Raw genomic sequence first — 14,531 nt, 5'->3', positions numbered from 1 at the left:
GCTATACCTCCTGGGCGTCAGGGCCCTTGATGGCGTATTTACGCAGCAAGTAAATGTCCAGAAGGCCAAGCAGGGAATACACCACTATGAACGCACCCAGCGAAATGGCGACATTCTCGGCTGGAACTGGCGAAACCGCGTCGGAAGTGCGCATGAGACCATAAACAATCCAGGGTTGGCGGCCAATTTCGGCCACTGCCCAACCCAGCATGATGGCAACGTAGGGCAGGGGGATGTTCCATACCAGCGCCTTGAGCAGCAGGGGGCAGGGTTCGTCCTTCTTGCGTTGCAAAAAAGCGCCTACGGCCAGCAGCACAAAGATGCCAGCCATGGCAATCATGCCACGGAAGCTCAGGAAGGTAGGCATAACCGGGGGGCGGTCTTCCTTGGCAAAGTCCTTGAGGCCCTTCACTTCGGCGTTGGTATCGCCGTAGGCAATCCAGCTCAGCAGACCGGGAATGCCGATGGCCTGAACCTTGTTGCCTTCATTGGCTTCGTCAGGCCATGCCAGCAGATAAAAGGGCACGTTGCGCCCGGTTTCCCAGTGGGATTCCAGCGCAGCCAGCTTGGCAGGCTGAACCTGGGCCACAGTCTTGCCCTGCTGGTCGCCCGAAAGGCCCAGCAACAAAACAAGAATCAGGGTGAAAGGCGCGGCCATCTTGAAAGAGGCCCTGAAAAAGTCCACCTGGCTCTTGCGCAGCAAATGCCAGGCCGAAACGCCCAGCACAAAAAAGCCGCCCAGCGCCCACGATGCAAGCACCGTATGCGCGTACATGCCCCAGGCGTAGCCATTGGTTACCACCTGCCAGAAGTTGGCAAGCTCTGCACGGCCAACTGTCTCATTGATGGTATAGCCCACCGGGTGCTGCATAAAGCCGTTGGCAAGAATGATCCACAGGGCGGAAAGGTTGCCCGCAAATGCCACAATGTAAATTGAGGCAAGATGCATTTTTTTGCCAACGCGGTTCCAGCCGAAGTGCCACACTGCAAGGAACGTGGATTCCAGAAAAAAGGCCACCGTGGCTTCAATAGCCAGCAGGGAGCCGAAAATATCGCCCACGTATTCCGAGTAGCGGGACCAGTTGGTACCGAACTGGAACTCAAGCGTGATGCCTGTCACCACGCCCAGGGTAAAGTTGATGAGAAAAAGTTTTCCCCAAAATTTGGCTTGTTTTTTCCAGAATTCGTCACCGGTACGCACATAGCGGGTTTCCATCCAGGCGAGAATGACGGAAAGACCGAGCGTAAGCGGCACGAATATGAAATGGAAAAAAACGGCCACAGCGAATTGCAAACGCGAAAGCATTACAACGTCCATGTAGGCCCTCCTTGAATATCCTTCAGGCGAGATAGCTTTTTTCCCATCAAATGGCAAGTAGTTACGAATATCATTTTGCCCGTATGAGTATGAATCCTGCGGGCTTGATGTTTTATCCCCCTTTTATATGAAATATTGGATTGGAATGTCTGCGCGTGCCTGCCAGCCTGTTTTACAGGGTGCCGGACGCGCGAATTTCCCTGCGTTGCCAACTGCCGCGCGGAAAAATGCCGTAAAATTTGGCAAATCCCCCTTGAAATTTCAGTGGGGGATATTATTTTCAACTATATCTTTTTTCAGGAGGTTTGTCATGGCAGAGGCTGGTAAGAATTCCCGCCAATTCCGCGCTGAGGTGCGCAAAGTCCTGCATATCCTCACCAATTCGCTCTATACAAATCGCGAAATTTTTTTGAGGGAACTTGTTTCCAACGCCTCGGACGCGTTGGATAAATTGCGCTATCGTATGAACAGGGGCGAAAGCCCGCGTCTTGCTGATATCCCCCTTGAAATCCGCATCAGCCTGGACAAGGACGCCAAGGTTCTGACCATTGCAGATACCGGCGTTGGCATGACAGCAGAAGAACTGGCTGAAAACCTTGGCACCATTGCCAGATCCGGCTCCGAGCAGTTTTTGGCCGATATTGCGGCTGAAAATGCCGCCAACGGCAGCGATGCGGCAAAGGCCGAAGCCGGGGAGGAGGGCGAAACCTCCGGTCCTGCGGATGCCGCCAACATAATCGGCCGTTTTGGCGTGGGCTTTTATTCTGTCTTTATGGTGGCCAGCAAGGTGGAAGTTACTTCGCGTCCGGCTTTTGGCGATGATGCAGAAGCCAGCGTGTGGGTCAGCGACGGGCTTGGCACCTTTACCGTTGAGCCCGCAACCGGGGATGAGCCCGCGCGCGGTACTGTCATCAAGGCATGGCTCAAGGACGATGCCGCCGAATTTGCAGAGAAGTTCCGCGTTGAGTCGGTTATCCGCAAGCACTCGGCCTTTGTTCCCTTTCCTGTCCTCGTGGACGGCGAGCGGGTCAACACCCAGCCTGCGCTGTGGCGCGAGCCAAAGTTTTCGGTCACCAAGGAACAGTACGATTCCTTTTACAAAGCCCTGACCTATGACGCTAAGGAGCCGCTGGACACCCTGCATCTTTCTGTGGATGCGCCTGTGCAGTTTAATGCACTCCTGTTCACGCCCGATTCGGCGCAGGATTTTTTTGGTGCTGACCGCGAATTTTGGGGGCTTGATCTTTATGCCCGCCGCGTGCTCATCCAGCACCGCAACAAAGAACTGGTGCCTGAATATCTGGCCTTCCTCAAAGGCGTGGTCGACACGGAAGACCTGCCCCTGAACATCTCGCGCGAGACGCTTCAGGAAAACGTGGTGCTGCGCAAGATCAATCAGGTGCTGGTCAAGCAGACCTTGGGCCATCTTGAAAAGCTGGCAAAGGACGATGCGGAAAAATACAGCCGCTTCTGGAAGCTGCACGGCAAGGTTTTCAAGCTGGGTTACCACGATTATGCCAACCGCGAACGCATCAGCGCCTTGCTGCGTTTCAATTCCTCGTCCCTTGCGGATGCGGATGCGCTCACCAGCCTTGATGAATACATGGCCCGCGCTCCAGAAGGGCAAAAGACCATCTGGTATGTGGCAGCGCCCAACCGTGAGGCCGCCCGCCTCAATCCGCACATGGAGCGCTTCCGCTGCAAGGGCATTGAAGTGCTGTGGCTGTACGAGCCTGTGGACGAATTTGTCATGGACGGCCTTGCCAAGTACAAGGACTGGGAATTCAAGTCGGTGGAAACAGCGGCGGATGACGCCCTGAAAGACTTTTCCGACAAGGAACAGCCGGAACACGAAGCCGCCGCGCCGCTCTCTGACGACGATTCGGCAAGTTTTGACGCCCTGCTTGGCAAGATGAAGGAAATCCTGGGCGACAAAGTGACGGACGTGCGTGTTTCTCACCGTCTGGCAGACAGCCCCGCAGTGCTGGTTTCGCCCGATGGCGGTCTGTCGTCCTCCATGGAAAAACTGCTCAAGGTCATGCAGAAGGATGATTCCATCCCTGTGAAGGTGCTGGAGGTCAACCGCGATCATCCGCTGCTGCGCAGTATGTTGCGCATGTTCAAGGCAGACGCGGACGACAGGATTCTGGCCGACATGACTGGCTGCCTGTTCGACGCCAGCCTGCTGCTGGACGGTTACCTCAAGGATCCTCAGGCATTGGCGGCCCGCACGGGCAAGCTGCTTGAAGAGGCTGCCGCCTGGTACACGGAAGTACGTAAGATATAGCTCTGGCCGGGATGCCGCAAAAGCATCCCCGTCAGTGAAACAGAGAAACGGCCCTTGTGAATTTTCACAGGGGCCGTTTCTTTTGCAATTTGCTGGCAGAATGGCGGACTAGTACACCACGCTGTATGACATGACCTCTGGCCGATGGAAGAAAAATTCCACCCGCCGGTTCATGGCGCGGCTCTGTTCGTCAATGCCCGGCTTGAGGGGGCGCGTATCACCGTAGCTCACAGCACGCATGCGCGTGGGCTTGATGCCCTTATCGGCGAGATAATGCACCATGGCTGATGCACGCGCGCCGGAAAGCTCCCACGCGGAGGCATATGGCGGTCTGGCCTCGGTGGAGTCAGCGTGCCCGCGCACCACAAGGTAAAGATTGTATTCGTTCATGAGTTTCAGCACCGCTTCCAGCACCTTGGTGCCTTCGGGCAGCAGGTCAACGCTGCCGGGCCGAAACATAACGTCCGAATTGACGCGCAACTGCACGCCCACGTCATCCGCGCTGATGCCCGAGGAATTTTGCGGCACGGCATCTGCCATGAGCATCTGCTTGATTTTTTGCGCAATGGCGTAGTGCGACTTTTCAACCTCGTTGATTTTGAGGTCGCGCGCATCAATTTTATCCGTGTTCTGGATGAACGGATTATTTGATATGGGGGATGTGGAACTGGAGTCGAAATTGCGCTCGCCGCTGAAGTACGCGGCAAGACCCGCCTTGGTGTCGGGCGGCACCATGCTGAGGATCCACAACAGAAGGAAGAAGGCCATCATGGCCGTAACAAAGTCGGCATACGCCACTTTCCATGCGCCGCCGCCCATAGGCTTTCTCCTTCGTAGTAATCTGCGCCGGGCCTTACGCTTTTGCTGACGGCATAAAGATCAGCCGTCCGCGCCCTTGATGTGCAAACCATAGCAGGTTTTTACAGAAGGGCAAAATATCTGCGCCTGCACTCCCCGGTTAGGGGGGCAGCCAGCCCGTTTGCCCCGGCCTAGCCGCTCTTGAGCCGTTCTTCCATTTCTGCAAAAGAAGGTCGGAAGGGGTAGGGTATGGCCCTGCGCCCATATTCCACGGCGATCAGCGGAGTTGATCCGCGAATGGCGGCAGCTACGGCTTCCTTGATGGCGTTAAAATAAAAATGTTCTTCGGCCACGTAGTTTTCAAGCTTTGCGCCCATGGGGCCAAAGAGGCCATAACAGGCAAGAATACCAAAAAACGTGCCGACAAGCGCTGCCGCGATGTAGTGGCCAAGAACTTCCGGCGGTTCGTTGATCTTGCCCATGGCCAAAACCACGCCCAGCACGCAGGCCACAATACCCATGCCCGGCAGCGATTCGGCCATGTGCGACACGGCGTGGGCGGGCAATATGCCTTCTTCGCGCATGGTCTCGATATCCACATCCATGAGGCTGTCGATATCTGCGGGGTCGCCGGTGGTCAGGTACACGCGCAGCGTGTCGCCCACAAAGTTCACCAGCACGGTATCTTTGGAAATATTGGGATACTTGCTGAAAATTGGGCTGGATTCGGGCTTTTCAACGTCGCTTTCAATACTGATCACGCCCTCGCGGTGCATTTTGGAAAAGAGCGCATACAGCAGGGCAAGGGTCTCAAGGTAATGATTTTTGCTGGAACCAGGATCGGCAAACAGGTGCTTGAGGCTTTTGACAACCAAGCCAAAGGTGTACTTGGTCTGCGAACCAAAAAAAGCCCCAAGGCCGCAACCCAAAATAATGATGAACTCGGCGGGCTGAAAAAGAACGCCCCAGTCGCCGTGAGCCATGGTGTAGCCCGTGCCGACTGAAGCCGCAACAATGACCAGTCCTATAAGTAAGTACATACTGCCGCCTGTTCGCTCTATGCCTTACTGGGCAAAGAAACCCCGTAAAGCTCGTGTGTTGCCTGGCTGGCGAAATTTTGACTACTCCGCTCACCAATCGCGCCTTTACAGCGCGTTCAGGCCTTCTTTAATGCTTAACGCCCGTGATGCTAATAGCTTTAGCCCATGACGCCGAAAAGGCAAGCCCCAGGCAAAATACCTTAACCCGTGAACCAGAGCTGTTTGCCTTGCCATTGGCCTTCGCTCGTATCTTTGTCCAGCCGTCGCCATGCCTGTTAGCGGCCCAGAATGCCGCGAACCAGCCCTTCCGCGCCCTTTGCCGCGTCCTTGGTGGTGCTTCCGGCTTCCTTGCCCGTTTTCAGCAATGCTCCGGGCAGATTTTTTGCCATATCAAGGGCAAAACGCGGGTCAACACCATACGAAATGTCACTCAAAGGCCCCTTGGCCGTCACAGGAATCGTCAGCCCCATGGTTTTGATGTCCAGGGCTGCGTCCAGGTACTGTTTGGGCAGACTAATGCGCGCCTTGCCCGCAGCGTTGAGAGTGGCGGAGGTAACGGTGATGGGACTTGCGTTGATTTCGCCATCGCGGGCGGTAAAGGGAGCACGGGCCAGATCAAAGCGGTCGGGCAGCGGCCCTGCCTTGCCGGTGAGCGAAGGGATGCTCTTGGAAAGCTCTGCCATGGCCGGAACATGCAGGCGGCGTATCTCAAGCTGCCCGCGTCCGCCAAGAGTCTGGCGAATATCGTTGGCGTCCGCGCACTTCATGGTCATATCCGCATCCAGCGAGGCCTGCCCGTCGGCCAGTCGGCCCTTGCCAAGGGCAACCAGCAGCGGGCCAAGCTCCACATCGGCGGCTTGCGCCTTGAGAGCGCAAGTTTCAGTCGCCATATCCATGTTGCCGGTGGACTTGATAAGCCCGCCGCTGCCAAGGCTGGCCGTTAAGGAAGTCAGGGCGTAGCGTCCTTTTTCTCCTTTGATGGCCAGCGCAATGTCTTTTATCTGCAATCCGCTCTTGGTAATGCCAGCCACTTTGGCGCGGATGTCCAGCCCCGGCATGCGCCGTGCCGCTTCCGCATCCGGCTTGGCTCGCTTGCCGTTGGACGATGCTCCGTCGTGGCCCGCAGGCTTGGTTTCCGTTGCATTCTTGCCGGATTCTGCCGGGGGCAAATAGGGATCAAGATTGAGCATGCCGGTCTGCACGTCCGCAGTCACAAGCATGGGAGCGTTTTCGGGCAGATCAAGGCGCAGGCCTCCGCGCAGGGAAAGATCGTCAAGTTGCAAAAGCATCTGGCTGAGATTCAGGGCATTGGCGGTATAGCGCACCATTGTTCTGAAGCGCAGATCGTCCTTGGCAGCGGGAGTCGCCAGTTTATGGCCTGCCAGCGCAGCAAGTTTGTGGGGCGAGCCTTCCATTTCAAGAGCGCCGTTGAACGCCAGGGGGGCCAGCCCGCCTTCGCCGGATGCGCTCACCCGCGCCTGGGGCGTATTGAGCAATGCCTTGCTCAACTGGAGGTGCAGATCGCTCAGCCGCAACGACCCTTCACAGGTGAACTGCAACGGCCCGGCTTCCTTGGGCAGCGCTCCGGTGAGCGGTGTGACAGTCAGCGCAGTCTGCCGGAAAAGCAGCTGAGGCGGCGCGTAGCGCAGGCGGGAAGAAAATGCCAGCGTACCCGAGATGTTGTTTGCGCCAGATTTGGCGGCGGGGGCAGCAGGTTCGGCGGTGCTGTCGCCAAAAATAAAGGCAAAGTCGCACTGCACCACGGCTTCTTGCCCGGTGCGCAGATTTTCTACAGAAAAGTTTACATCATCAACGCGCAGTGTTTTACCATTTGCGGTTGTGTAGGTCACAATACCCTGGCGCAGTACAAGACGTTTCAGCTCAATGGGAAGGGCTGGCGGGGTCGCAGCGGCTGGTTTGGTTTCAACGGCGGGTTTTTCCGCATCCGGCTTGGCAGCGGCAACGGCCTTGCCTTCGCGGACTTCAATCACGGGGCTGTTCAGCCGTACTTCACGCACGACAACATTGCCCGTAAGCAGGGGGCTCAGCTCCAGTTGGGCCATGCCGCTTTTGACGGAGATGACCACGCCCTGCCCATCGCCGGAGCTGCCCCAGTGCGCCTGTCCAAAATTGACGCCGGGGGGGAAAAAGGAAATTCCGGGCGGGCTGTCAAACGTTAAAGGTTGCCCAGTGGCTTTGGCCGTGGCATCGGCTATCTGCCGCACCACAAAACCAGCGTCAACCCTGCTGAGCAGGACAGCCGCCGCCACTGCCAGAACCGTGGCGCCACCCAGAATCCATAAAAATACACGCTTCATTGAAACTCCGCAGGTATTTGCGGCCCTGGCGGCCGCGTAAACCGCCGTGCCCTTCGGGGCCGCGGCGGGTATTTGTATGACCACCATTTCTTTTATACGAAAAGCTGGCAAGCAGTGCAAGACGAAGAACGCGCAGTGCAGGCAGGCGGACTCTGTACCTTGCGGCCGGGCGCATTGGTTGCGGTAGCTTCCCGCAATCCATATATTGCCGAAAAGATATCATAAAAGGCACAGCACTGAACGGACATGCCGCAAGTGCAGGGAGGATACCACGCATGGCGGTCAGATCGGTTCATACGGCACAATCGGGGCAGGGGCGTTCTTTGCCTCCGGCTCTCATGATTCAGGGGACGTGCTCAAACGCGGGCAAAAGCCTGATTACGGCGGCCGTATGCCGCCTGCTGGCCCGCAGGGGGCTGCGGGTTGCACCTTTCAAGGCGCAGAACATGGCGCTCAATTCTTTTGTAACCAGCGACGGCAAGGAAATGGGCCGCGCTCAGGTCTTGCAGGCCGCCGCCTGCGGCCTCGCGCCAGACGTGCGCATGAACCCCGTGTTGCTCAAGCCCACGTCCAACGTGGGTTCTCAGGTTATTGTACTGGGCGAAGCCGTGGGGCACATGCGCGTGGGCGAGTATCTCGCCTATAAGCCGGAAGCCTGGAAGGCCGTGCGCCGCGCCTACCGCAGTCTGGCCGCAGATATGGACGTGATGGTGCTTGAAGGGGCGGGCAGCCCGGCCGAAATTAACCTCAAGGCCCACGACATTGTAAACATGCGCATGGCCCGTTATGCCGGGGCGCATGTGGCCCTGGTGGCGGATATTGACCGTGGCGGGGCCTTTGCGGCCCTGGCTGGCACCATGGCCCTGCTCACCCGCGCTGAAAGGGGGCGTGTAGGGGGCTTTATTCTCAACAAGTTCCGGGGCGATGCAAGCCTGCTGGACCCCGCCCTGTCCATGATCCAGAAGCGCACGGGCAAACCCTTTTGGGGGGTTGTACCCATGCTGGAAAACCTGCGCCTGCCCGAAGAGGACTCCGTAAGCTTCAAGGAAGGTCTGACCCCTGGCCTGCGCATGGGGCAAACATCTGGTGCCCCCGGCTTGCTGGATATTGTGGTGCCCGATCTGCCGCATTTGAGTAATGCCACGGATCTTGACGCGTTGCGGGACGAACCGGGGGTACAGTTGCGCATTGTGCGCCACGCGGATCAGTGGGGCGCGCCGCATGTGGTTATTTTACCGGGCAGCCGCAATACAGTGGGTGATTTACGTTTTTTGCGGCGCACCGGACTGGCCGGGCTGGTGCAGAAATTTGCCCGTCAGTGCCTGGAGCGCGGCGCTGGCGCGCTGGTGGGCATCTGTGGGGGATTGCAGATGCTTGGAACCGAAATAGCCGACCCCCTGCTGATTGAAGAAGGCGGATGCGAACCTGGGCTTGGCCTGCTGCCCCTCAGTACAAGGCTGCTGGCTGCCAAGCGTCTGTGCCGCGCCGCCGGATGGGCGGATGCCAGTGTGACAGGGGCAGAACGCCAGACCGTGACAGGCTATGAAATCCATCACGGCGAGACCTCCTCTTTGCACAAAGAATTGTTGGGTGTAGCTGGCGAACCAGCCTCGGGCGATGCCGCGTCTGCCGTCATGCGGGTTGTGATGACCGACTCCGAGGGCCGTTCCTTGGGCTGGGGACGATACGATGCGCGGGGGTGCGCCCGCGTGTGGGGCAGTTATCTGCACGGCCTTTTTGACGAGGATGCCTTTCGCCATGCATTTTTGCGCCGCCAGCGGCATGAGGCGGGTTTGCCGCCAGCGCAGGAAACAGCCTACAGCCTGGGCCCTGAACTGGACAGGCTGGCTGATGCTGTGGAAGCAGCGCTGGACATGCCGGCCATACTCAACTTGCTGCATCTGGCTTGAGCAGAAAAATCATACTGTCGGTTTTTGGCCCAAGGCGTTGCGGTTTATTCCCCGCCATTGGCTCAGCAGTACGCCAAGCACGATAAGCAAGGCCCCGCCATATTGCGCGGGAGAGAGCTTCTCGCCCAGCAGGGCGACGCCGAAGAGCAGGGCAAAAACAGGTATGAGATTGGTGTAGGCGGCGGCGCGGCCAGCAGAAAGGCGCTTAACGCCAAAATTGTACAGGCCGTATCCTGCAAAGGTCACAATGCCGCCCAGATAGAACACGCAGGCCCAGGGAACCCAGGCGGGAAAATCCCTGCCAAGGCTGATGAGCGTGTCTGATTCCGGCACCACAAGAGCCAGCAGACAAAAAAAGAGCATGCCCACAAAGGCCTGAACAGCCGTGATGCACAGGGCGCTGTATACGGTTGAAAGGTGGCGGGCCAGCACGGTATATCCGGCGGCGCAGCACATGGCGATACCCTCAAGGATGTTGCCCAGCAGGGGATTGGCGGCTTTTTCATCCGGAACCGCGGCAAGGGTGAGCCACGTGACGCCGCAAACAGCCAGCAAAAAACCTAGCCACATGCGCAGGCCCGCGTGTTCGCGCAGGGCGACAAAGGCTACTGCCGCCACCAGAAGCGGCAGCAGGGATGTTATCATGCCAGCCTGCGAAGCCGTGGTCAGGCGCAGCGCGTGGGTTTCAAACAGAAAAAAGAGGCAGGGTTCGCACAAGGCCATGAGCGTCAGTGTTCCCAGATTGCCGTGTTCCTTGAGTTCGCGCCAGAGGCGCGGCCACAGGGGCAAAAAAACAATACAGGCCACAAGCATGCGCCCGGCCATGGTTTGCAGGGGGGTCAGGGCGGTCAGGGCGATGCGCAGCACTACAAAGGTGGAGCCCCAAAAGGCCATGGCTGTCAGCAAGGCCGCGTGAGGCAATAAGTTCCGGGCGGTGGGGGACATGAGGGTTTTCAGTTTCTCCAGAATGGTCGCGGATGATTTTTGCGGCAGCCTATGGTAAGAATGCCAATACTTCAAGGTATGAGGCCATCCGGCAATCGCGCGGGGGTGCCTGCCTGTCCGGGTTCAAGCTTGACGAAAGGCACTGTCCGCTGCCTGCGGGAGCAAGAAGCATGAGCATCAGAACCATCATCAAAACTTCCAACCTCGCGCAGTTGCTGCTTCTTTTGCTGCTTGGGCTTTGCCTGGTCTCTCTGGGGCGTGGCCTTAATGAGGGCCGCAGGGTACTCGAAAACTATTACAGGCTTGATTCCCTCCTGGTGGATGTGGAAACCAATACCCCGCCAGAGTTACGAAGAAGCCCACGCCTTTATTTTTACGGGCAATCCAGAGCGTTATGCCAAGTGGCAGATGCTGAATCAGGATCGCGTCCACGAGATGCAGGACGCCGCCGGGCACGAGGGAACCTTTGAGCATATTGCCCGCAATCTCAATGTGACGGGAAGTCTGCAAGGGCAGGTTCAGGCGCTTCTTGCCCAGCGCAGGCACCTCGACAGTCTGCTTGATACCGCCGTGAACATGGCTGTGGGCAATAGCGGGCCGCCCCTGTGGGACAGGGACGGGCTTGATCTGAAAGGCGCGCAGAGCTGGGTAGACAGGGTCAATCTGGACAGTGAAGCGCAGCAGGTTCTTTTCAGCGCGCAGGCTCTGCGCGAAGTGCAGTACCGCAGCTTTCTGGAGCAGGTGAGCAAGCAGGAGTCTCCGCTTGTCCAGATGGTCTGGGCAATGTTTTTTGCCTTGCTGGCCCTCGGGGCCAGCGCGGTTGCCAATATCTATATCTTCCAGATGAGAGTCGCCAAGCCGCTGGGCGAGGTCAGCCAGTATGCGGAAGACGTGGCGGCGGGCGAGGATCCCGAACCCTTGAAGCTCAAGTACCGGGATGAGCTGGCCGTCATGTTCGCCTCCCTGCAACGCATGAAGGGAACGCTGTTCTCCCGTATCCGCGAACTGAAAGAGGCCGAAAGGCGTGCTCGCAAAAGTAAGCAGCAGGCCGTGCTTGCCCGTGCGCAGGCCTTGTCGTCGCTGGAACTCGCCCAAAGGGCCTCACACGTGCAGGAAGATTTTTTACGCCGCATGAGCCACGAAATCCGCACGCCCCTCAATGCCATCATCGGCATGAGCTATCTGAGCCTGCAGGCGGGCCTCAGTGGCGTGCAGCGCGATTATCTTTCCCAGATCAACAAATCGGGCAGCCTGCTGCTGGACATGGTCAACAGGATTCTTGATTTTTCAAGCGTCAACGAGGGCTTGCTGCGCCGCGAAAACCGGGCATTTCAGTTGCCCCGCCTGCTGGAGCTGTTGCGGCAGAGCGTGGCGGGCAGCGCCCTTGAAAAACAGTTGGAGCTGATTTTTACACTTGATCCGGCTGTGCCGGTGGTTGTGGAAGGTGATGAACGGCATCTGGAAGAAGTGTTGCGCATCCTGCTGGACAATGCGGTCAAGTATACCCGCACTGGCTCCGTGGAGTGCAGCGTGCAGCTTGCCCACGGCGGTCTGGAAGATGGCGGATGCCGTCTGCTCTTTGTGGTGGCCGACAGCGGCCCCGGCATGGATGCTGTTCTCAAGGACAAGCTTTTTGAACCCTTTGCCCTGGGCGATGAGTCGTTGACTCGATCAAACAGCGGCCTTGGCCTTGGGCTTGCGCTGGCCCGGCAGCTGGTCAACCTCATGGGCGGCGAGCTTTCTGTGGCAAGCGCACCCGGCAAGGGGAGCCGCTTTTTCTTTGAATTGGGCTTCGGCTGGGTGCAACAGGGCGAAGCCATTACGGAAACAACCTCTGCGCAGGAAGAAGCCGCCGCCGTTGTGGACAGTGCCCTTGGCGCTGCGACCACGTCGCAGCGCACTGTGCTTGTGGTGGAAGATAACGATATCAATGCCCAGATCGCCAGCGAGCTGCTGACCCAGGCCGGGCTTGCCGTGCGTGTGGCCTCCAACGGTCTTGCGGCTGTTGAAGAAGTGCGGGGCGGCGGCGTTGACCTTGTGCTCATGGATGTGCAGATGCCCGTAATGGATGGCCTTCAAGCCACCATGCGCATCCGCGCGCTGGGTTTTTCACCTGCGGATCTGCCCATTCTTGCCATGACTGCCCATGCCGATGCCGCTTCCCGTCTGGAAGGCAAGAACGTGGGCATGAACGACTATCTCACCAAGCCGGTTGATCCTGCCGCCCTGTATGCCGCTCTTGAAACGTGGCTTCCGGGCGGATTGCAGTCCAATCCGCTGGCTGCGGATGTTGGCCCGGATGTTTTTTCTGCCGCAGCAGACGCGGAAAGCCGTGTCCAGGAGGGCGAGGAAGGGCTTTCGCTGGACGTTATGCGCGATCCGGCCCAAACTTCTTCAGTGCCGGAGGGGCAGGCGGTCAATGTGGAGGCTGGCCTTGCAACCGTAGGCGGCAACCGCGAATTGTACCGCGAGCTGCTGCTGCGTTTTGTGGATCACTACGGCGAGAGCGCCAGGGAGCTGCGCGGGCTGCTTGCCTGCGGCGATCTGCGTGGCGCGGCCCGTCTGGCGCATACGGTAAAGGGCGTTGCCGCCAACCTTGGCGTGGAGCGGGTATGCCGCCTTACGCGGCACATGGAAAACTCTTTGCCCCTTATTCCGCCGAGCGAAGAACTGATGGACGAGTTTGAAGCGTGCATGAACGAGGTGCTGCTGCGCGTGCGCTGTCTTGAAGGCGATGGGAGCATGGCCACAACTGGCACCATGCACCTGGAAGGCGAGCACCGGGACAACCTTCTGGCTCTGCTAGCCGAACTGCCCGAACTGATGGAAACGGACTGGGGCAATGCGGAAAGCGCCATTGAACGGTTTATGCCTCTTGTGAACGGCACCCCCTATGCAGAAGATCTGACCGCCATTCTTGCCTCGGTAAAAGACTTTGACAATGCGGCCCTACAGGCTCAGGCGGCAGCCCTGCAACGGCGTCTGCGCGGAGAAAGCCTGTGAAAACCGTTTTTTGCCTTGACGACAAGATCAAGTATCTGACCCTGCTCAAGGTGGCGGTGCGGTCGTTGCGCGCAGTGCAGGGCAAGGATGCCCCCTGCCTCTGCGTCTACGCCGGAAATGATGCGGCCTTGCTGGCAGAACTCGCTGCGGAAAATATTCCTGTTGCGCGCTATACGCCGCGCCTTGACCCAAGCGGTTTCACTCCGTTGGGACAGGCCTGCGCCGGATGCTTTCTCAAACTGGAACTTGCTCTTGTGCCCGAGCTTGCCCAGGACGACCGTGTACTTTACTGCGATACGGATGTACTTTTTTATCGCCCTCTGGACGAACTTTTTGCACAGCATCCGCCCTACGTTGGTATGGCAAGGGAGTACACAGCTCCCTTTTATCACCAGCATCAGCAGCTTTTTTATGAATACAGGGGCGAACACTACACCGTTCCCATGCCTTTTCCCATCTGGACATATTCCAGCGGGGTGGCGCTGTTCAATCTTGAGCGGCTGCGCAAGCGCGACCTGATAGGGCACTTCATGGCTTTTTGCCGGGAAAATGAATCGCGTATCGGCAACCTTGATCAGTCGCTGGTGAATTATTTTTTTGGCAAGCGCATTACGCGGCTGGATGATTGCTGGAACAGCCCCCCCTATAGAGAGGAATGCAGGGATGAGGCGCGGATAGTGCATTTTCACGGCCCCAAGCCCTGGGCATATAAACGGACCAACCTGCCCGAGCTGTGCATCAATCACTATGACTACATGCGGGGAATCTGGATGGAATACCTGAATCCCCAGGAACGCACGCTGGTGGAAAGCTGGGCGTAAACCAGCCCGAAAGTATTGTTTTTGTCACCCACTCTGAAGTATTCTCCGCTCTGTCCGATAAGGTTGAAACCGGGGCCTGAACGCTCCAGTT

Annotated in this window: 9 protein-coding genes; 4 read left to right on the top strand and 5 right to left on the bottom strand. The window is 58.1% G+C overall.

The window, feature by feature from the left end; all coding sequences use genetic code 11:
- Nucleotide 1 precedes the first annotated feature (1 nt).
- Nucleotides 2-1,318, bottom strand: a complete 1,317-nt coding sequence (locus NE637_RS11395) for a cytochrome ubiquinol oxidase subunit I (RefSeq protein WP_192113089.1) — start codon at nucleotides 1,316-1,318, stop codon at nucleotides 2-4.
- A 310-nt stretch (nucleotides 1,319-1,628) separates the two neighbouring features.
- Here NE637_RS11395 and htpG point away from each other — a divergent pair, with 310 nt between their 5' ends.
- Complete coding sequence (gene htpG / locus NE637_RS11390; RefSeq protein ID WP_227118781.1) at nucleotides 1,629-3,605, top strand: molecular chaperone HtpG; 1,977 nt, start codon at nucleotides 1,629-1,631, stop codon at nucleotides 3,603-3,605.
- Nucleotides 3,606-3,713: 108 nt separating this feature from the next.
- Here htpG and NE637_RS11385 read toward each other — a convergent pair whose 3' ends face one another.
- The 3 genes from NE637_RS11385 to NE637_RS11375 all read right to left on the bottom strand — a co-directional run bounded on the left by NE637_RS11385 (nucleotide 3,714) and on the right by NE637_RS11375 (nucleotide 7,761).
- Nucleotides 3,714-4,424, bottom strand: a complete 711-nt coding sequence (locus NE637_RS11385) for an OmpA/MotB family protein (protein WP_192113087.1) — start codon at nucleotides 4,422-4,424, stop codon at nucleotides 3,714-3,716.
- 170 nt (nucleotides 4,425-4,594) lie between these two features.
- On the bottom strand, nucleotides 4,595-5,443 hold the full coding sequence (motA, locus tag NE637_RS11380; protein WP_192113086.1) for a flagellar motor stator protein MotA: 849 nt from the start codon (nucleotides 5,441-5,443) through the stop codon (nucleotides 4,595-4,597).
- A gap of 275 nt (nucleotides 5,444-5,718) precedes the next feature.
- Nucleotides 5,719-7,761 carry an AsmA family protein gene (locus NE637_RS11375; RefSeq protein ID WP_227118780.1) on the bottom strand — a complete coding sequence of 681 codons (2,043 nt, stop codon included), beginning with the start codon at nucleotides 7,759-7,761 and terminating at the stop codon, nucleotides 5,719-5,721.
- Between the two features lie 275 nt (nucleotides 7,762-8,036).
- On the opposite strand from NE637_RS11375, the gene NE637_RS11370 reads away from it, so the two are divergent.
- Nucleotides 8,037-9,671: a cobyric acid synthase gene (locus tag NE637_RS11370; RefSeq protein ID WP_227118779.1), complete on the top strand. Its 1,635-nt coding sequence runs from the start codon at nucleotides 8,037-8,039 to the stop codon at nucleotides 9,669-9,671.
- A 9-nt stretch (nucleotides 9,672-9,680) separates the two neighbouring features.
- Here the strand turns inward: NE637_RS11370 and NE637_RS11365 are convergent, their stop codons facing one another.
- On the bottom strand, nucleotides 9,681-10,616 hold the full coding sequence (locus NE637_RS11365; RefSeq protein ID WP_227118778.1) for a DMT family transporter: 936 nt from the start codon (nucleotides 10,614-10,616) through the stop codon (nucleotides 9,681-9,683).
- A gap of 321 nt (nucleotides 10,617-10,937) precedes the next feature.
- Here NE637_RS11365 and NE637_RS11360 point away from each other — a divergent pair, with 321 nt between their 5' ends.
- Both NE637_RS11360 and NE637_RS11355 read left to right on the top strand, forming a co-directional pair.
- Nucleotides 10,938-13,619 (top strand): response regulator, encoded by a 2,682-nt coding sequence (locus NE637_RS11360; RefSeq protein ID WP_256267738.1) that lies wholly within the window; start codon nucleotides 10,938-10,940, stop codon nucleotides 13,617-13,619.
- Nucleotides 13,616-14,440, top strand: a complete 825-nt coding sequence (locus NE637_RS11355; protein ID WP_215647476.1) for a glycosyltransferase family 8 protein — start codon at nucleotides 13,616-13,618, stop codon at nucleotides 14,438-14,440. Before NE637_RS11360 ends, NE637_RS11355 begins: the two co-directional genes overlap by 4 nt.
- The last annotated feature ends 91 nt before the right edge of the window (nucleotides 14,441-14,531 follow it).

It is taken from the genome of Desulfovibrio desulfuricans (assembly GCF_024460775.1).
Lineage (GTDB): Bacteria > Desulfobacterota > Desulfovibrionia > Desulfovibrionales > Desulfovibrionaceae > Desulfovibrio > Desulfovibrio desulfuricans_E.
This window is presented reverse-complemented; position numbering and strand designations above follow the sequence as displayed.

Excerpts from the sequence above, each read along its gene's own strand:
- NE637_RS11395 (WP_192113089.1), bottom strand. The coding sequence starts at position 1,318 with ATGGACGTTGTAATGCTTTCGCGTTTGCAATTCGCTGTGGCCGTTTTT.
- htpG (WP_227118781.1), top strand. The coding sequence starts at position 1,629 with ATGGCAGAGGCTGGTAAGAATTCCCGCCAATTCCGCGCTGAGGTGCGC.
- NE637_RS11385 (WP_192113087.1), bottom strand. The coding sequence starts at position 4,424 with ATGGGCGGCGGCGCATGGAAAGTGGCGTATGCCGACTTTGTTACGGCC.
- motA (WP_192113086.1), bottom strand. The coding sequence starts at position 5,443 with ATGTACTTACTTATAGGACTGGTCATTGTTGCGGCTTCAGTCGGCACG.
- NE637_RS11375 (WP_227118780.1), bottom strand. The coding sequence starts at position 7,761 with ATGAAGCGTGTATTTTTATGGATTCTGGGTGGCGCCACGGTTCTGGCA.
- NE637_RS11370 (WP_227118779.1), top strand. The coding sequence starts at position 8,037 with ATGGCGGTCAGATCGGTTCATACGGCACAATCGGGGCAGGGGCGTTCT.
- NE637_RS11365 (WP_227118778.1), bottom strand. The coding sequence starts at position 10,616 with ATGTCCCCCACCGCCCGGAACTTATTGCCTCACGCGGCCTTGCTGACA.
- NE637_RS11360 (WP_256267738.1), top strand. The coding sequence starts at position 10,938 with ATGTGGAAACCAATACCCCGCCAGAGTTACGAAGAAGCCCACGCCTTT.